Origin of the sequence: Olleya sp. HaHaR_3_96 (assembly GCF_019278545.1) — a bacterium.
GTDB lineage: Bacteria > Bacteroidota > Bacteroidia > Flavobacteriales > Flavobacteriaceae > Olleya.
This window is the reverse complement of record NZ_CP058987.1, coordinates 2,590,421-2,608,993: the sequence shown is the minus strand read 5'-3', so window position 1 is coordinate 2,608,993 and position 18,573 is coordinate 2,590,421. Positions and strand designations below refer to the sequence as shown.

Below are 18,573 nucleotides of genomic sequence, written 5' to 3'. Positions count from 1 at the left end.
TATAATGAATCAAGAGACAATTGAAGAAGGCAAGACATTTGCTGTAGTTAGTTACCTTACTGTCGTTGGTAGCGTTATTGCTATTATAATGAATGGCGAGAAGAAAAATGAATTTACAAGTTTCCATAACAGACAAGGTTTAGGTTTGTGCTTATTGTGGATGCTAATTGGTTATTTTGTTAGCCAATTTGACAATATGCAAATCTCTCTTGCCTTTTGGATAAGTATGGGAGCTTTATTATTTTTGGGAGTTATGACTGCTATTAACGGATCAATGAAACCTATCCCTTTTATTGGACCACTATTTCAAAAACTATTTAAAGGACTAGGTAACTAATGGAAAACTTTAACTTACATCATATCACAAGACCATCGTCTTTAAAAGAAAACGCCCCTTTACTTATACTCTTTCATGGGTATGGCAGTGACGAGAATGACCTGTTTAGCTTTGCTACAGAATTACCAGAAGAGTTATTTATAATCTCCGTTAGAGCACCTTATCCAATGCAACCTCATGGTAATGCATGGTATGCTATTAATTTTGATGCAGATCAGGGTAAATGGAGCGATAACGAGCAAGCCATTCAATCTAGAGATTTAATAGCTACTTTTATAGATCAAGTTATAACTAATTACCCCGTAAATAAAGATAGTGTTTCGCTTTTAGGCTTTAGCCAAGGTTGTATCTTAAGCTATGCAGTTGCCCTAACCTATCCTGAAAAAATCAACAATATTATAGCCTTAAGCGGTTATGTTAATGAAGATTTATTTGAAGTCAAAGACGCCAATGCTTACAAACATTTAAATTTTTACTGTTCTCATGGAAGTGTGGACCAAGTAATACCTGTGGATTGGGCGAGACAAGCACCTAAGTTTTTAGATGCTTTAAACATTAAGAACCAATTTAATGAGTTTCCTGTTGGTCATGGTGTTGCGCCCCAAAATTTTTATGAGTTTAAAAGCTGGTTAGAACACTTATTATAGATTACTAGAATTTTGCAAAATAAAAAAGCCTAATTAAATCAAAAATTTAATTAGGCTTTTTACTTAAATAGTGTAAGTATTTATGTTTTACTTTATCTAGTATACAACATGTAATCTAGCACTTCAAACTCGACATCATCAGATCCAACCATAAAATACTTAATTAGTAATTCACCCCAATATTGTCCATCAGAAAAATCTGCAATAATCCATCTGTGATTAAGCATTTTGATAGTATTAAACTGCATTTTTCTTCCTTCAGAAGCGGCAAACGGAATTAACGGATGCTCACCTTCTGCTTCATTTAATTTATATAACTCATTTTTTACAAAAGGTATTAATGAGTCCGTATCCATCTTTTTGGCATAAAAATAATCCTGAGCTTCTTGATTGTATCTCAAATCAAATAAAGATAAGTCTGATAATTCTTCTTTTTGTATAGCTATAGAATCCTTTAATTTAGTATTTAAAATTTTAATACTATCCATACGTTTAGCACTAGCATCTAATATTTTTTTTGAATTCACATATTGAAACACCACAATTAATGATGCAAAAATAAACAGATACATAAAGATTTTGTTCTTCATTTTTATAGGTCTTTTAAATAATTATTTTTAATTGGTCGTAGGCTAAAAAAACGTTTTCTGGTAGATTTTGTTGTACTTCGTCATGAAACCCTAGTAAATGACTAATATGCGTTATATAGGCACGTTTAGGATTAAGCATTGCTATAATCTCTAAAGCTTGGTCAAGATTTAAATGAGAAATATGTTCCTTTATCCTTAAAGCATTAATCACTAAAACATCAAGTGTTTTCAATTTATCTAACTCTGCTGCAGTAATCGTTTTTATATCTGTTAAATAAGCAAATTTGTCAAATCTAAAACCAAAAACTTGTAGTTTGTAATGTAAGGCGTCAATAGGAATAATCGACTTCCCTCCAATGGTAAATGGTTCATTTTTAATTTCATTTACCGCTACCGTTGGTGCTCCAGGATATCTGTTTTCTGTAGTAAAAACATAATCAAACCTTATTTTAAGTTGTTCTATAACGCGTTGATGTGCGTAGATCGGTAATTCACCTTGTTTAAAACAAAACGGTCTAATATCATCTAAACCAGCAGTATGATCAGCGTGCTCATGTGTAAATAAAAGGGCGTCAATTTTTTCAGGATTCGCTAATAACATTTGTTGTCTAAAATCAGGGCCACAATCTATAACAAATGTCTTATCATCCCACTCTATCAATACAGATACGCGTAAACGTTTGTCTTTAGGGTTAGTACTCAAACACACAGGATGTGTACTTCCAATAATGGGAATACCTTGTGATGTACCTGTGCCTAAAAATGTAATTTTCAATTGTTGAAGATTTCTCACAAAAATAAGTTATTTATTTTGTTTCATATAGTTATTTGGTACCTTTGTAAAACTAAACATTATTGGTATTTTTATATGGAAATAAGGCTAAAAGGAGATAAAGAGTTTGAAAACATTCCCTCTCTAAAAGACAAGGCATTACGTATTAATTTAAATGAAAATATTTACGGTACGTTTGCTGAAATTGGAGCTGGGCAAGAAACTGTACGTCACTTTTTTAGAGCTGGAGGTGCCTCTGGTACAATTGCAAAAGCAATGTCTGCTTATGATAAAGATTTTAGTGATGCTATTTACGGTATTGAAAACGACAGACGTTATGTTACTGAAGCGCGTTTACGTAAAATGGTGTCTCATGAAATTAAATTGATTGAAGAACGCATTGATCGTGAAAAAAATCCACACAAAATGTTTTTCAGTTTTGCAAACACCGTGGCCACAATTGACTTTGCTAAAAAATACAAAGGACACGGATGGGTTGGTATAAAATACCAAATTGATCCAGAAGAGGAAGAATACAATGAGATTGTTTTACACATACGTTTTAAAGAAAACGATGCTAGACTACAACAAGAAACTCTAGGTATTTTAGGAACAAACCTTATTTATGGTGCCTTTTACAAATATCATGAACCAAGAAAGTTATTACGTTATTTATATGATCATTTAGATAAAGATCAAATAGAAATTGATACCATAAACTTTTCTGGTCCTGTTTTTAAAGATGTAGATAACCGATTAATGAGTTTACAATTGGTTAAAAATGGAATGACTGATGCCATTATGTTTGCTCCTGACGGAAATAATGTTTTACCAGCCAGAGTATTATATAAAAAAAATATCCTAGCATTACGTGGAAGTTTTAGACCTGTAACCAAAGTTAATATTGACATGTACGAGAAATCCTTAGACATGTTTATTAAAGAAAACAAAGTCGACGAAGATAATACGCAAGTTATATTTGAGATTACACTATCTAACTTAAGGGCAGAAGGAGAAATAGACGAGCAGGATTTTATGGATCGTGCTAGATTATTATGCTCTTTAGGACATACTGTCTTGATCTCTAACTTCCAAGAATATTATAAATTAGTAGAATACTTCTCTCAGTACTCTAAGAGTAGAATGGGATTAGCGATGGGTGTAAACAACCTTGTCGATATTTTTGACGAGAAGTACTATAGACACTTAAGTGGTGGTATTTTAGAAGCTTTTGGTAAATTGTTCTTTAAAGATTTACGAGTCTACTTATACCCAATGAAAGAAACTGATGGCTCTTTAACTACAAGTGACAATCTTAAAGTACATCCAAGGATGAAAGAATTATACAAATTCTTCAAATACAATGGTAAAGTTGTTGACATTACAGAATACGACCCAAATACTTTAAATGTATTTTCTAGAATGGTATTAAAAATGATTGCTAGCGGAGAAGATGGATGGCAACAAATGTTACCTAAAGGCGTCTCTAAACTAATTAAAGAACAAAGTTTATTTGGTTGTGAAACGGAAGAAATACATAACAAAAATTAAATAGATTAAAATCTATGACATAAAAAAGCGACTTTAATTTTTAATTAAAGTCGCTTTTTTATTTGCTTCAATTGTAGTAGGTAAATGTTTCTTTTTAGGGACTAAAAGTTTACTTTATGTTTCATTGTATACTACGTCTATTATAAATCAAATGTTATACCACAATGGCATTTTCAATAAAAATTACCCATTTTTTTCAATTCTCCCCTTTACGCCTTTGAAAAAAGCTTTCATAAACTTAAAATCTTCTTCCATATTATCGGTTGGATAAAAAGCCTCAGAAATTGTATTTTGCTTATTACCATAATCTAAAGTAAACATTATAATGGGTACGTTTGCTTGTTTAGCAATGTAGTAAAACCCTGTTCTCCATTCTTCGACTTTACTTCTAGTACCTTCTGGAGCCAATGTTAATCTAAATTCGTCCTTATTTTCAAATAGCTTAGCAATAGTTTGTACTTTATTTTCTTTATTCTTTCTATCCACAGGCACTCCTCCTACTGCTCTAAAATAATATCCAAGAGGCCAAGTAAAGAGTTCTTTTTTACCAATAAAATTGGTTTTTATGCGAGTTACTTTACGTAATAAAATACCTATTATAAAATCTAAATTACTCGTATGTGGGGCAGAAATAATGATTGCTTTTTTTATAGTATCCTGTGAAAAGTTACTGTTACCGACAACTTTCCAACCAATAACTTTAAAATATATAAATTTTGCTAACCAATACATATTACATCTTTTTATATAAAGCCTTAAGCGTATCGTGGGTAATTGTTTTTTTCCAATTCTTACCGATTGCATTTTCCCAAAGAGGCTCTAAACTTAGTGCTACTTTAATCATAATATCAAAGTCCTTATCTGTTAAATCGGCACATATACCTTGAGGCAACGTTATATTATGTAATGCTTTCATTTTTTTAAAAACAGCAACACCTTCGGGGTAGTACTCCTCTAAGTGATCAAAAACAATACAGTTTCCAACACCATGTTTGACTCCTAATAAATACCCTAACCCATAACTCATAGCATGTGCTACACCTACTTGAGAATAAGCAATACTCATACCACCATGCCAACTAGCCATCATTAACTTGTCTTGAGACTCTTCCTCAGGTAAATCATTACTTAAGAAAATTTCTTCACATAACTCTAAAGCCTTTTCTCCATAAGACTGACTAAAAGCATTTAAATAGGTTCCGTTTAAAGACTCTATACAATGTATATAACAATCCATTCCTGTGTAAAACCATTGGTTTTTTGGAACATCTTTAGTCAATTCTGGATCTAAAAGGACTTGATCAAAAGGGGTATAATCGCTATTAATACCCAATTTACGTTCCGGTCCAGTTAGAATAGTTGTTCTAGACACTTCTGCACCTGTTCCTGAAATAGTAGGTACGCCCACGTGATACACCGCTGGATTTTTAACGATATCCCAGCCTTGATACTCTTTACTGTCCCCATCATTATTTAACATTATAGCAACAGCTTTTGCTACATCTAATAAGGAACCACCACCAATACCTATAATACCAGATGGCCTCTCTTTATAATTTAAAATAATATCTTCTACATATTTATCTATCTGTTCCGTTTTTGGTTCTTCATTTGCAGAAACATACACCATTTTATCTTGATATGATAACGGTATTCTAGAGGTTAACCAAGCGTTACCTTTAAAAACATCATCCACAAAAAATATAAACGGAGCATTAGTGTTTAATCGCTTAGGTTCTAAAATCTCGCTTAATTGATTAAAACTACCTCGTCCAAATATAACTTTGGACACCATTGGAAAATTTTTATAACTCATTGACTTTTCGTCTTAGATTGTAAATTTATTACTTATTTAAGTTTTTCTGAAATATTTCTGAAAATAAACCAACATGATAGCCATCAACTAAGGCATGATTTACATTTATTGCCACATTCATCATCAACTTATTTCCTTCTTTTACTGTTTTACCAAATGACAATTTTGGCACAGAATCTAGTACTCCAGATACTGGTTCTTTATGACCTGAAAAATTTAACCAAGGCAATGCGGAACAATGTATACAATTTAAACCATTTACCGGTGGAAATAGGTTTGATGTACGCTCTATTCTTCGCTTTTCTGCAGATAAATTAGATAAAAAGACATTTAAGTCTTTGTCGTAATCTATAAATGAAAATCCAAAAGTCTTATTGGTTCTCATGATAGTAGCCGAAGCATGTATAGTATCATAAATCTGAACAGTATTATCTGCTATTCTATATTTTAAATTATCGATAGCATTAATTGCTTTCATACAGTCATGAAGGTATACCCCAAAAAAGCTAACATTATTATCTTTAGCATATTGATAAGTATTCTCTACATTAAAAGGTATTGTGACTCCAAAATAAGGATCTTTTAACTTCAAAAAATGTTGAAAAAGTTCTTTTCTGTCCCAAGTATTAATATCTATTGTTTTCAATTATTGTTGTAATAGTTTAGGCAAGTCTTTTAGACTCTTTAATGTTTTATATTGTTTTGACTCTTGTGTATTTACGACTACTTGTTCATGTGCCCAAGTGGTATGAAATGGAATATGCACAGCCTTAGCTTTTATATTAATTAAAGGCAACACATCTGATTTTAAAGAATTCCCTATCATTAAAAACTCAGATGGTTTTATCTCTAAATGGTTTAATAATTTAGAATAATTGGCTTCTTTTTTATCGCTTAAAACTTCAATATGGTGAAAATAATCCAACAGTCCTGATTTTTCAAGTTTACGTTCTTGATCTAATAAATCTCCTTTGGTTGCGACTATTAATTTATATTTTTTTGATAACTGTTGTAATACATCCTCTACTCCATCTAATAATTCCACCTCTTCGTTAATCATATCTTTTCCAATATCCAAAATTTTAGATATGGTTTGGTTTGACACCGTATTATTTGACAATTCCAAAGCCATTTCTACCATTGACAATACAAATCCTTTAACACCATAACCATATACTGGAAGATTTTTAATTTCCATTTTAAATAGCTCTTGGTCAATTTTATTTTCAGTTTCAAACTGGTTTAACAACTTTGCAAACTGGACTTCCGCTTCTCTAAAATAGGTTTCATTAACCCAAAGTGTATCATCTGCATCAAAACCAATAACTTTAATTTGACTATAATTTACTTCCATAGTTTTTTTGCACGTTCTAAATCTTCAGGTGTATCTATTTCTACACCTTGAATATCCGTTTCCACCATTTTAATACGCTTTCCGTATTCCAAATATCTAATACATTCTATTTTTTCAGAAGCTTCCAAAGTCAACATCGGTAACTTATAAAAATCAAGTATTGCTTCTTTTCTAAAGGCATACACGCCCTTATGTTTAAAATATTTGACCGCTACAGATTCGTCTCTTGGATAAGGTATTGGACTTCTAGAAAAATAAAGAGCAAAGTTTTGTTGATCTACAATTACTTTGACTGTATTTGGATTTTTAATTTCATCCCAGTCAGTAATATGCACCATTAATGAAGCCAAATCAACTTCTTTCTCTGAATCTTCTTTAAAAACCTTAATTAATTTTTTAAGGGATTCCGCATCCGTAAAAGGCTCGTCACCTTGCACATTAATAACGATATCTATATCTAAATCTTCAACAGCTTCTGCAATACGATCACTACCACACTCGTGTTCTTTTTTACTCATTAAAACATGACCACCAATTTTATCGATTTCGTCATAAATAATAGCACTATCGGTGACCACTATAACGTCATCAAATAATTTGGTATCAACCGTAGCCTCGTAGGTACGTGTTATTACCGGTTTTCCTCCTAAGTCTTTCATAAGCTTACCAGGAAAACGGGAGGCACTATATCGTGCTGGAATCATTGCTATTATCTTCATCTAAGAATTAAATTGGTGGATAAAAATATAATAATTTAATGGTCTTCTTCAAAAAATTCGTCTTTAAAACCAATTAAATATAATTTATCTTTAGCTCTAGTTATAGCTGTATAAAGCCATCTTAAGTAATCTTTGTCAATTCCATTAGGTAAATAAGGTTGTTCTACAAAAACAGTATTCCATTGACCACCTTGAGACTTATGACATGTAATTGCATAACTAAACTTAACTTGTAATGCATTAAAAAAACTATTGTTTTTAGTTTTTAAAAATTTTTGATATTTACTTGTTACATCTTCATAATCTTTTTGCACCTCTTGATACAGTCTGTTTGAATCTTCATAAGGTAATGACGGCGTTTCTGCTTCAATAGTATCTAACATTAAAACAGTTTCAAACGGTTGCATTTTTGGGTAATCCACCATCCTAACTTTTACTTCTGCAAATCTAAACCCATACAATTCTTTAATGCTAAAAATTTCTAGGACTTCAATAATATCACCATTTGCAATAAAACCAGCTTCGGAAGTTGGTTTTAACCAAAAATAATTATTCTTGACCACCATTAAATAATCTCCCGCAGATAATTCGTTCTCACTAAATAAAATACGACTTCGTATTTGTTGATTATATAGGTTAGCGCGTTTGTTACTTCTTACAATAATACTGGTATCCTCATAACCAAAATTGCTATAAGCATCATTTATAGCGTCCATAATCTCATAACCATCAACAAGCCTAACAATATCTTTAAAGTCTCTTAAATCAAACTTAAAACTATCAAAAAAACCATCAGCAATGGTTTCTCTCAAAATAGTTGCATTTTCTAAAATCCCAGAGCCTTCTCCCTGTCTTACAACTTCGTCCAATTCCATTTTAGTAACAGACTTATCATAATTAAGACTCAATACGTTTTCATCTAACGCTGGACTTATATCTAATTTTACAGGCGGCAACTGTGCTGTATCACCGATTAATAACAATTTACAATTTTTACCCTGATAGACATACTGCATTAAGTCGTCTAAAAGTGATCCATTTTCAAATAATTTAGAATCACTTGGCGTATCTGGTATCATTGACGCTTCATCAACAATAAAAATAGTATCTTTATGTTTATTAGGTTGCAACACAAATTGTACGCCTCCACCTTTTTCTTTTTTAGGAAAATATATTTTTTTATGGATGGTAAACGCCTCTTTTTTGGAATAATTAGAGATTACTTTAGCCGCGCGACCAGTTGGCGCCATCAACAATGCACTTTTTTTTGCGTGCCATAAATTAGCTACAATCGTACCAATAATGGTGGTTTTACCCGTACCGGCGTAACCTTTTAACAAAAACACGCCTTTTTCTTTATCATTTAAAATAAACTCAGAAAGTTGCAAAAGTAAAATATCTTGTTTTGAGGTCGGATTGAACGGAAAATGCTGTCTTATAAGGGAATAAAATTGAGAACTGGTCATTAAATAGTGTGGATTGAAAACTTTTTATCAAATATATAAATCATTTTTACCAACAATGGTTTTTACGAATAAAAAAAAATTGTAGATTTGTCACAGACCTTAATTAAATTTAATAAAATACTTATGATAAAATTAGCACTTATTATACTTGGAGCAATTTTACTTACAATTTTGATTGTTTGGCTTATTGACAAATTTATTCCAACAAAAGTAAAACCACTTATTACACTTGCGCTATGGGCACTTATAGCTTGTTTAGGATACTTAACTTTTGACTCTGTTTATGGAGAAATCAAGTTCAATAAATTAAAAGAAAAAAGATATAGAGCAGCTATTGAGCGTTTAGTGGATATTAGAGATGCTCAATTAGCGCACAGAACAGTTACAGGAAAGTTTACAAACAGTTATGACGACCTAATTAAATTTATTGAGAACGGAAAATTCACTTTAGTAGAGAGAAGAGATTCTAGTGTTCTTGACGTAGAAAGAACTAAAGCTTTTGGTGGTGTTGAAATGTTTGAAGAAATTGTAATCATTGACACTATTGGATTTGAGCCAGTTAAAAATCGTTTGTTCAAAAACACAGATAGATATAAAGAGATGATGAATGTACCACTTGGCAAAGAAGATACTAAGTTTACTATGAATGCAGGAGAGATTGAAGATGAAAAAGGAAATAAAATTCCAGTTTTTGAGGCTTTTGTAAAGAAAACAGATGTTTTATACGATCAAGATTCTAACTTAGTTCTAAAAGAAAGCCAAGTGCAATCTGTAGAAGGAGTAAATGGAGATGCATTACGTGTAGGGTCTATGGAAGAAGTAAAAACTATAGGAAACTGGCCAAAAACTTATGGCAGTAACGAATAATAATCCTATCGATTTAACCAACCTAGAATTGTCCATTCAAATTAGTTTGAGTGGACATTCTTTTTGTGTTTTAGATACAAGCACAAAAACCATTATAGAACTTAAAGCTGAAAAGTATTCTATTAAAAAGACACCCTCTGAGCTTTTGGATGCCGTTAAGCATCTTTTTAATACAGAAACAGTACTTAAACAGACCTTTAGAGCTATTAATATTATACATGTAAATGACTGGTCCACAATAGTGCCCAAACCATTATTTAAGGAAGATGCTTTAGCCGACTATTTAAAATTTAATACTAAAATTTTAAAGACTGATTTTATTACTTTTGATGAGATTTCAGCAAACGATAGTATCAATGTTTATGTCCCTTTTACGAACATAAACAACTTCATTTTTGATCGTTTTGGAAGTTTTACATACAATCATTTTTCGACTATTTTAATAGAACAATTATTGACTTTTGAAAAACATAGCAACACATCAAAAGTGTATATAAATACGGCTGATGCCACTTTTGAAATTATTGTATTAAACAAAGGTAAATTACTGCTTTATAACACTTTTGAATTCCATACAAAAGAAGACTTTATCTATTATTTATTGTTTACCTTAGAGCAACTACAGCTGAATCCAGAAACTATTGACGTTTTATTTTTAGGAGATATCGATAAAGAGAATCCGCTGTTTAAGATAGCATATAAATATATAAGAAACGTATCCTTTGGTAACAGAATGGATACTTACGCTTTCGCTGAAAAACCATTACATAATCATTCACATTTCACCTTACTAAAAAGCTTATAATGCGCATTGTATCAGGACAATTTAAAGGAAGACGAATTACTGCTCCAAAAAAGCTACCTGTCAGACCTACAACAGACATGGCTAAAGAAGCTTTATTTAATATCTTAAATAATCAATATTACTTAGATGACATATCTGTACTAGATTTGTTTTCAGGAACAGGAAATATAAGCTATGAGTTTGCTTCTAGAGGAACAGAACAGATTATTGCTGTAGATCAAGATCATGGCTGTATAAAATTTATAAACGAAACTGCTGCTAGTTTTGAAATGGACATACAGACCATAAAAAGTGATGTATTTAAGTTTTTAGAAAAAACGAAACAGCAACATACTATAATTTTTGCAGATCCTCCTTACGAGTTTACAGTTGAAGAATTTTCCAAAATACCGGAATTGATTTTCACCAATAGCCTATTAGAAACGGATGGTTTACTTATTGTTGAGCATTCTAAATATACAGACTTGTCGCAAGCCACTAATTATAGTCACTCTAAAAGTTATGGAGGAAACACCTTTAGCTTTTTTAAAAATGTACCTTCAGACGAAGAAGAATAAAATAAAACAAAAACCATCTATTTCTAGATGGTTTTTTTTTATAATTAAGCAAATCTATAAGCCGGATTTTGTACTCCCTAAAGAGCCCTTATCATTTATCTGAGCTTGCTGTTACCAACACGCTTTAGCTACCTACCCTCTAACAATCGCGCGTGTACGCTCAAACGTTAGTATACATGGTATTGCACCTCATAGAGTTTACCTGGTTTCACTACAGCATGACCTGTACATACTTTCTGTTGCACTTTTCCTCACCTCTCGGTGGATGGCTGTTAACCACTATGATTACACTATGGTGTCCGGACTTTCCTCTTTAAACTAAATTTAAAGCGATAAGGCGATTTACTGGCTGCAAAACTACAATAAACTAATCTTTTTTTAAGCTAGAAACTTTAAATAGTTTCAACTAATAACATTTCCATTAATTTGTTGATAACTATAAATAAAAACGGGATTTTGACGACTAAATTAAATTCCTATTTTTTAAATTTGTAATCAGTTAATAATGGCATCAAATAGATGTTGAAATAAATTTAGCAAAATTGGAACACTTTGTAGTATCAGCAAGAAAGTATAGACCTCAAACATTTAAAGATGTTGTAGGGCAATCTGCTATTACAAATACATTACTAAATGCTATTGAAAATAATCATTTAGCACAAGCTTTACTATTTACTGGTCCTCGTGGTGTTGGTAAAACTAGTTGTGCTCGTATTTTAGCTAAAATGATTAATAGCGATGGTAACGAAACTGGAGATGAAGACTATGCTTTCAATATCTTTGAACTGGATGCTGCCTCTAACAACTCGGTGGATGATATTAGGAGTTTGACAGACCAAGTCCGTATCCCGCCACAAGTTGGTAAATACAAAGTATATATTATTGACGAGGTCCATATGTTATCTCAAGCTGCTTTTAATGCCTTTTTAAAAACATTAGAAGAGCCGCCAAAACATTGCATCTTTATTTTAGCAACTACTGAAAAGCATAAAATAATACCAACTATTCTATCACGTTGTCAAATTTTTGATTTTAAACGTATAACTGTTACAGATGCCAAAAACTACCTAAAATATATTGCAAAAGAACAAGGTGTAAATGCCGAAGATGATGCCTTGCACATCATTGCGCAAAAGGCTGATGGTGCTATGCGTGATGCTCTATCCATATTTGATAGAGTCGTTAGTTTTGCTGGAAAAGAATTAACTAGACAATCCGTTACAGAAAATTTAAACGTTTTAGATTACGAAACTTATTTTGAAAGTACAGATTACATATTAGAAAATAAAATCCCTGAATTGCTAATACAGTTTAATAAGACATTAGCCAAAGGATTTGACGGTCATCAGTATATTGCTGGTTTAGCCTCTCACTTCAGAGACTTACTAGTTTGTAAAAACCCTATTACTGTAGAATTATTAGAGGTTGGTGAAGACACTAAAAATAAATACTTAGAGCAATCAAAAAAAGCGAGTCAAGACTTTTTAATAAAAGGAATTAACTTAGCTAACGATTGTGATTTGAAATATAAGAGTAGTAAAAACCAACGACTCCTCGTCGAACTAACTTTAATGCAACTTGCCTCTATCACTTTTGATGGAGAAAAAAAAAATAGCAGTCGGTTCATAATTCCCCCTTCTTATTTCAAGAAGATAGGAATTACACCTGTTAAAGTTACAATCCCAGAAAAAAAGGTAGACACTAATACTAATACAGGAAGTCCTGCCAATCCTGTATCACAGAAACCAGCAGAACCGACTAAATCTAAAATAATATTAGAAAACGGAATAACATCTAATAAAAGACGTACTTCTGGTTTATCTTTAAAAAGTATTAGAGCAAAAAAAGAACATCTAATTAAACAACTTGATGTTGTAGTAGACGAAGAAAACCTTCCTAGAGAACCATTTAATCAAGACGAATTAACAGAAGTATGGAATGCTTTTGTAACTAAAATTGAAGGAGAGGGTAAATTTAACTTAGCCTCTATCCTATCCATAGACAAACCAACATTAGGGCCTGATGGGTTTTCTATACAATTGACATTTCCAAATTCGACCAATAAAGTTGAAGTCGAGCGTCAGTCTTTTGACTTAATGTCTTACTTACGTAAAAACTTAAAAAATTACGATGTTACTTTAGATATTTCAATTAATGAAGAACTGGATACTAAATACGCTTACACACCTCTCGAAAAATACGAGAAGTTGAAAGAAAAGAATCCAAATTTAGAATTACTCCGTACAACATTTGACTTAGACGTATAATCATGAATAAATTCACACTTTTAATTTTAAGTATTCTAATTGCTTTCTTAAGTTGTGATGGTCGTGACCGCATAAATAAAACGCCTCGTGAAGTATTACTAGAAAATAAACTATTAGATTCTTTTTCTGAAAATATACAATATTTCCCTAAAGAATATACCGAAGTAAAAACGGATACAATCCTTAGCAATGGATTTAGAATTTCAATTAAGAACTATTCCGATATGCACCACTCTGTATTACAAACTTCTAAAAATGAATCCATTATAAATAAACATTATTTCAGAAAGTTCATATCTGAAATCGAAGTCTTTAAAGATGACAAACCAATCTTTAAACAGGTTTTAAATGATGATTTCCTGTCCTTACAAATCTCAGATTACATAAATAATGAGGTGTATATAGATCAAGTAAAATCTTTAGAAACCAATACAGTAAATTTAGTGGCATCACTATGTATTCCTAGAGCGGCAAATTGTTCAATTTATAATATAGTTATTGATGCTAATGGTTTCTATAATATAACAAAAGAGAGTTAATTTTTAATACACAAGACATGCTGGGACTTAAATTACCAACAGATCCACGTTGGGTCAATATAGTAGAAAAAAATATAGAAGAAATATTAACAGATCATGCTTATTGCGAGCAAAAAGCAACGAGTACAGCCATATCATTAATTGTAGGCTTTCCTGAATATACAGATTTAGTTCAAGAAATGGTTGCTTTAGTAAAAGAAGAAATTAGCCATTTTAAAATGGTTCATGATTTGATTCTTAAAAATGGCTGGGTGCTAGGCCGAGATAGAAAAGATGATTACGTATTACAATTAATCACGTTTTTTCCTAAAGGCGGTAGCAGAACCACACAATTAGTACACAGACTTCTATATGCCGCATTAATTGAAGCTAGAAGCTGCGAACGTTTTAGATTGTTATCAGAAGAGTTAGAAGACAAATCCTTAGCTGAATTCTACCGTAACCTTATGGTCAGTGAAGCAAACCACTACACTATGTTTTTAGGATTTGCTAGACAATACGGAGACAGAATTGAAGTCGATAAAAAATGGAACGACTTATTAGAGTATGAAGCCCAAATCATGCAAAAGCTAAGTAAAAAAGAAACAATACACGGTTAATAATACATCAAAAAAAAAAAAGCCAATTCTAAATTAGAATTGGCTTTTTTATTTGATGTAATTTGAAGTTTAGAATTTTACTCCAAAACCGATTTGCATGTTCGTGTTTTTAGCTTCTAAATCAAAAGCATTGTCATCTAAGACATTAGATAAACCATAAGAATATCTAAAATCTATAAAAAACTCATCTGAGATTAAATATTCTAATCCTCCTAAAGCAGAGAAACCAAAGTTTCTCAATCCATCCTCGTAAGAATGGCCTTTTAAACTTGCTTGAGGTCCTAAACCTATTGCTAAAGACTTTCCGATTTTATATTTAAAAAATAGGGGTACTTGTATATAGTTAATACGTAATTCTTGGTCCTTTGCTCCTTCTGCAGAAAATTGAACTTCTGGCGCAAATGACAATGATTCAGACAAACTATACTCTCCGAAAAAACCTATAAAAAAGCCATTTCTATGAGTATTTTCAACTCCAGCGGGTACACTTGGATCAAAATCTAAATTAGAAATATTATACCCAGCTCTGACACCATATAAAGCATCTTGTGAAAATCCGTAAAAAGAGGTTAATGCAAAAGTTAGTAGTAAAATAGTTTTTTTCATATTTTGAAAACTTAAATTGGTTTATTTAATGTATGATTACACAAGTAAAGATATCTTTTTTTCATAAATATGAAACATTAAATAGATAAAATGTATTATTTTAACTTTGTATGACTTAATACTGTATCATTATACATACTTTTTATGATACCATCCGCAAGTCCAATTTTTGGAACATAGATATCTTTTGCCCCGCACCATTTCATAGCAGATAAATAGATACGTGTTGCCGGAATAATAACATCTGCTCTATCTTGATTTAAATCTAATATTGATATACGCTCTTCATAAGAATATGTTTGCAACATATTATAATACGATGTTAAATAGAAGTAAGACAATGGTTTACCAATTGCTTTACCGGATACTTTAAATATTTTATTTATGTTTCCTCCAGACCCAATAACTTCTATTTTTTCATAACTTGACGTCTGTATTTTTATCCAAGTTTCTAGTTCTAACCAAACTTCCTTTTTTACCATATCGTTTAATAATCGAACAGTTCCTAATTTAAAGGATTTGGACGCAATTTTCCCACCTTTATCTATAACAGAAAACTCTGTACTTCCTCCACCTACATCTACATATAAATAGGTTTTATTGGGATCAATATAGGTTTGTAAATCTGTAGCTGCTATAATAGCTGCTTCCTCCTCTCCTTCTATAACGTCAATTTGAACGCCAGTTTTCTTCTTTATTAATTTAGCAACTTCTAATCCGTTTTTAGCTTCACGCATTGCGGACGTGGCACATGCTTTATATTTAACGACACCATGCGTTTGCATTAATAATTTAAACGCTTGAATCGTATCAAGCATTCGCTGAATATTATGTTCTGAAATTTCATCTCTTATAAATACATCCGCACCTAATCTTACAGGAACCCTTACCAATGAGCTCTTTTTGAAACGTGTTGGCTTATCCTTTTCCTCAACAATATTGGATATTAATAACCTAACGGCATTAGATCCAATATCAATAGCTGCGTATTTTTGAATATTAAGCATCTAATTTCTTTTTTAAATAATTATAAGCTTCAAATTGTGATCTAAATTTAGGAGCATCATTTCTTCTATAAGGATTGTTTTGGGCTTTATTCAAAATTCTAGCCTTGACGTTATCCTTCCAACAAATTTCAAAGGTATCTAACAGCTCATCCTTTATATCTTCCTGATAAATTGGGCAACTTACTTCTACCCTATTTTCTATATTTCTAGTCATCCAATCTGCAGAAGAGATATATACTTTTGGATTGTTATTGTTACAAAAAACATACAGTCTTGTATGTTCTAAAAATTTATCAACAATACTAATTACCTCTATATTTTCACTAACCCCTTTTACACCAGGAACTAAACAACAAATACCTCTAACAATCATCTGTATTTTTACCCCTGCTTGACTAGCTTCGTACAATTTATCAATCATTTGATAACTAGAAATACTATTCATTTTTAATTTCAAATAGGCTGGATTTCCTTGTTTAACGTTAGCAATCTCCTGATCGATTAATCTGAAAAATTTATTTTTAGTATAATGCGGAGACGTAATTATATGTTTAAATCGATAAATTTTATAATTAACTTCAAAAAAATTAAAGACTTTATTAACGTCTTTCAACACTTTTTGATTAGCTGTAAATAAGGTATAATCAGTATATATTTTTGCAGTAGACTCATTAAAATTCCCTGTACTTATAAAACCATAACGTTTTATTTTTTTATCTTCTTCACGCTCAATAATACACATCTTACTATGTACTTTTAGTCCTTGAACTCCAAAAATTAAATTAACTCCTTCGCGCTGCATTTGTTCTGCGTAAGCAATATTGGCCTCTTCATCAAAACGAGCCTGAATCTCCATCGATACGGTTACTTTTTTACCGTTTTTTGCAGCATTAATTAAAGAACTAGCCACATGAGATATCTGAGCGAGTCTATAAATAGTAATTTTTATCGTTTTTACTTTTGGATCTATGGCTGCTTCTCGTAAAAATTTAACAACATAAGAAAACGTATTATAAGGTGCATATAATAAAAAATCCTTTTTAGCTATCGCTTCAAAAATACTACCTTGTAAACTCAATCCTTTAACTTGTAATGGTATTATTTTATCATATAATAAATCCGTACGTCCCAAGCTAGGAAACCCCATATAATCTCTGCGATTATGATAACGTCCACCGGGTATAATACTATCAGTATTGTCAATACCCATTTTATCCATTAAAAAAGCTAAAGTGGATTTATCAATAGTTTTATCGTAAACAAATCTAACAGGCTCTCCATCCTGTCTATCCTTTACACTATCGCTCATTTTTTCCATGAAGCTTTTAGTTAAATCACTATCCAGATCCAACTCGGCATCTCTAGTGATTTTAATCATGTGAGCCGTTATTTTTGTATATTCAAATATGTTAAAAATATCACTTAAAAATAAACGTAATAAATCGTCTAACATAATAATATTATCAGTCTCTCCATCTTTTGGTAAGACAATAAAACGATCCATGTTTTTAGAAATTTCTATTAAAGCATATTGGTTAGTACTATCCGTCATGTGCACATTAACAGCTAAATAAGCGGCACTATCTTTAAGATTAGGCAACTTAATTTCTGAATTTAAAACTATGGTTACCAGTGCGGGACTCACTTTATCCAAAAAGTACTTTCTAAGATATTGTTTTTGAGTTTTAGTGATTTTTGCCTCTCGTAATATGAAAATATTTTCTGCTTCTAACTTTTTCTGAATATCACTTAAAATCTTTAAACTTTCCGTTTGGTGCTTAATAACAATATTGGTAATAATTTCCAATAACTCTGAAGCTTTTATACCTCCAAGTTGACTTTTACCAGCCTTACCAGCATAATCAATTCGTTTTACAGTTGCATAACGTACTTTAAAAAATTCGTCCAAATTATTTGAAAAAATCCCTAAAAAACGCAGTCTCTCTATTAGTGGAACAGTTTCATCTGCAGCTTCTTGCAATACTCGGTGATTAAATTGTAACCAACTTAACTCCCTATTAATGTATTTATTATCGATAATATGATCAGTCATTTAAATGCAATATTTATCACA

20 protein-coding genes and 1 other RNA gene are annotated in these 18,573 nt (G+C 31.4%); 9 read left to right on the top strand and 12 right to left on the bottom strand.

Features of this window, described 5'->3' with window-relative positions; genetic code table 11:
* The first annotated feature begins 4 nt into the window (after positions 1 to 4).
* On the top strand, positions 5 to 337 hold the full coding sequence (locus tag H0I26_RS11485) for a hypothetical protein (protein WP_218698930.1): 333 nt from the start codon (positions 5 to 7) through the stop codon (positions 335 to 337).
* Positions 337 to 984, top strand: coding sequence for an alpha/beta hydrolase (locus H0I26_RS11480; RefSeq protein WP_218698928.1), 648 nt, complete (start codon positions 337 to 339; stop codon positions 982 to 984). Before H0I26_RS11485 ends, H0I26_RS11480 begins: the two co-directional genes overlap by 1 nt.
* 92 nt (positions 985 to 1,076) lie before the next feature.
* On the opposite strand, the gene H0I26_RS11475 is transcribed toward H0I26_RS11480, so the two are convergent.
* On the bottom strand, positions 1,077 to 1,574 hold the full coding sequence (locus tag H0I26_RS11475; RefSeq protein WP_218698926.1) for a hydrolase: 498 nt from the start codon (positions 1,572 to 1,574) through the stop codon (positions 1,077 to 1,079).
* Positions 1,575 to 1,587: 13 nt separating this feature from the next.
* Positions 1,588 to 2,349 carry an MBL fold metallo-hydrolase gene (locus tag H0I26_RS11470; RefSeq protein ID WP_218698924.1) on the bottom strand — a complete coding sequence of 254 codons (762 nt, stop codon included), beginning with the start codon at positions 2,347 to 2,349 and terminating at the stop codon, positions 1,588 to 1,590.
* Positions 2,350 to 2,442: 93 nt separating this feature from the next.
* On the opposite strand from H0I26_RS11470, the gene H0I26_RS11465 reads away from it, so the two are divergent.
* Entirely contained in the window at positions 2,443 to 3,897 is a 1,455-nt protein-coding gene (locus H0I26_RS11465; RefSeq protein ID WP_101018369.1) for a nicotinate-nucleotide adenylyltransferase, read from the top strand.
* A gap of 183 nt (positions 3,898 to 4,080) precedes the next feature.
* Here the strand turns inward: H0I26_RS11465 and H0I26_RS11460 are convergent, their stop codons facing one another.
* Genes H0I26_RS11460 through H0I26_RS11435 form a run of 6 tightly spaced genes read right to left on the bottom strand, consistent with a single transcriptional unit; the run spans position 4,081 to position 9,252 of the window.
* Positions 4,081 to 4,629, bottom strand: coding sequence for a 1-acyl-sn-glycerol-3-phosphate acyltransferase (locus tag H0I26_RS11460; protein WP_218698912.1), 549 nt, complete (start codon positions 4,627 to 4,629; stop codon positions 4,081 to 4,083).
* A gap of 1 nt (position 4,630) precedes the next feature.
* A complete protein-coding gene (locus H0I26_RS11455; protein WP_256935114.1) occupies positions 4,631 to 5,713 on the bottom strand; it encodes an iron-containing alcohol dehydrogenase family protein in 1,083 nt (360 codons plus the stop codon).
* 28 nt (positions 5,714 to 5,741) lie between these two features.
* Positions 5,742 to 6,359, bottom strand: a complete 618-nt coding sequence (locus H0I26_RS11450) for a CatA-like O-acetyltransferase (RefSeq protein WP_218698910.1) — start codon at positions 6,357 to 6,359, stop codon at positions 5,742 to 5,744.
* On the bottom strand, positions 6,360 to 7,067 hold the full coding sequence (locus H0I26_RS11445) for an HAD family hydrolase (RefSeq protein ID WP_218698908.1): 708 nt from the start codon (positions 7,065 to 7,067) through the stop codon (positions 6,360 to 6,362).
* Positions 7,058 to 7,786 carry a 3-deoxy-manno-octulosonate cytidylyltransferase gene (kdsB, locus tag H0I26_RS11440; RefSeq protein ID WP_256935113.1) on the bottom strand — a complete coding sequence of 243 codons (729 nt, stop codon included), beginning with the start codon at positions 7,784 to 7,786 and terminating at the stop codon, positions 7,058 to 7,060. The genes H0I26_RS11445 and kdsB overlap by 10 nt, the downstream gene beginning before the upstream one ends.
* Positions 7,787 to 7,821: 35 nt before the next feature.
* A complete protein-coding gene (locus H0I26_RS11435; RefSeq protein ID WP_218698896.1) occupies positions 7,822 to 9,252 on the bottom strand; it encodes an ATP-dependent RecD-like DNA helicase in 1,431 nt (476 codons plus the stop codon).
* 123 nt (positions 9,253 to 9,375) lie between these two features.
* Here H0I26_RS11435 and H0I26_RS11430 point away from each other — a divergent pair, with 123 nt between their 5' ends.
* From H0I26_RS11430 to rsmD, 3 genes are read left to right on the top strand one after another with little or no spacing between them, the layout of a single operon-like run.
* Positions 9,376 to 10,119, top strand: coding sequence for a hypothetical protein (locus tag H0I26_RS11430; protein WP_218698894.1), 744 nt, complete (start codon positions 9,376 to 9,378; stop codon positions 10,117 to 10,119).
* On the top strand, positions 10,103 to 10,924 hold the full coding sequence (locus tag H0I26_RS11425) for a DUF3822 family protein (RefSeq protein ID WP_218698892.1): 822 nt from the start codon (positions 10,103 to 10,105) through the stop codon (positions 10,922 to 10,924). Before H0I26_RS11430 ends, H0I26_RS11425 begins: the two co-directional genes overlap by 17 nt.
* Complete coding sequence (rsmD, locus tag H0I26_RS11420; protein ID WP_218698890.1) at positions 10,924 to 11,481, top strand: 16S rRNA (guanine(966)-N(2))-methyltransferase RsmD; 558 nt, start codon at positions 10,924 to 10,926, stop codon at positions 11,479 to 11,481. The genes H0I26_RS11425 and rsmD overlap by 1 nt, the downstream gene beginning before the upstream one ends.
* A gap of 41 nt (positions 11,482 to 11,522) precedes the next feature.
* Here the strand turns inward: rsmD and rnpB are convergent.
* Positions 11,523 to 11,830: RNase P RNA component class A (gene rnpB / locus H0I26_RS11415), an RNA gene on the bottom strand.
* A gap of 193 nt (positions 11,831 to 12,023) precedes the next feature.
* Here rnpB and dnaX point away from each other — a divergent pair.
* The 3 genes from dnaX to H0I26_RS11400 are packed head-to-tail and all read left to right on the top strand — an operon-like array spanning position 12,024 to position 14,886.
* A complete protein-coding gene (gene dnaX, locus H0I26_RS11410) occupies positions 12,024 to 13,748 on the top strand; it encodes a DNA polymerase III subunit gamma/tau (protein ID WP_218698878.1) in 1,725 nt (574 codons plus the stop codon).
* Positions 13,749 to 13,750: 2 nt separating this feature from the next.
* Positions 13,751 to 14,287 carry a hypothetical protein gene (locus H0I26_RS11405; protein WP_218698876.1) on the top strand — a complete coding sequence of 179 codons (537 nt, stop codon included), beginning with the start codon at positions 13,751 to 13,753 and terminating at the stop codon, positions 14,285 to 14,287.
* Between the two features lie 17 nt (positions 14,288 to 14,304).
* A complete protein-coding gene (locus H0I26_RS11400; RefSeq protein ID WP_218698874.1) occupies positions 14,305 to 14,886 on the top strand; it encodes a tRNA-(ms[2]io[6]A)-hydroxylase in 582 nt (193 codons plus the stop codon).
* Between the two features lie 69 nt (positions 14,887 to 14,955).
* On the opposite strand, the gene H0I26_RS11395 is transcribed toward H0I26_RS11400, so the two are convergent.
* The 3 genes from H0I26_RS11395 to ppk1 form a co-directional block, all read right to left on the bottom strand.
* On the bottom strand, positions 14,956 to 15,492 hold the full coding sequence (locus tag H0I26_RS11395) for a porin family protein (protein ID WP_218698864.1): 537 nt from the start codon (positions 15,490 to 15,492) through the stop codon (positions 14,956 to 14,958).
* A gap of 95 nt (positions 15,493 to 15,587) precedes the next feature.
* The gene (locus H0I26_RS11390; RefSeq protein ID WP_218698862.1) at positions 15,588 to 16,499 is read right to left on the bottom strand and encodes a Ppx/GppA phosphatase family protein; all 912 of its coding nucleotides are present in this window, start codon (positions 16,497 to 16,499) and stop codon (positions 15,588 to 15,590) included.
* Positions 16,492 to 18,552 (bottom strand): polyphosphate kinase 1, encoded by a 2,061-nt coding sequence (gene ppk1, locus H0I26_RS11385; protein ID WP_218698830.1) that lies wholly within the window; start codon positions 18,550 to 18,552, stop codon positions 16,492 to 16,494. The genes H0I26_RS11390 and ppk1 overlap by 8 nt, the downstream gene beginning before the upstream one ends.
* Positions 18,553 to 18,573: the final 21 nt, after the last annotated feature.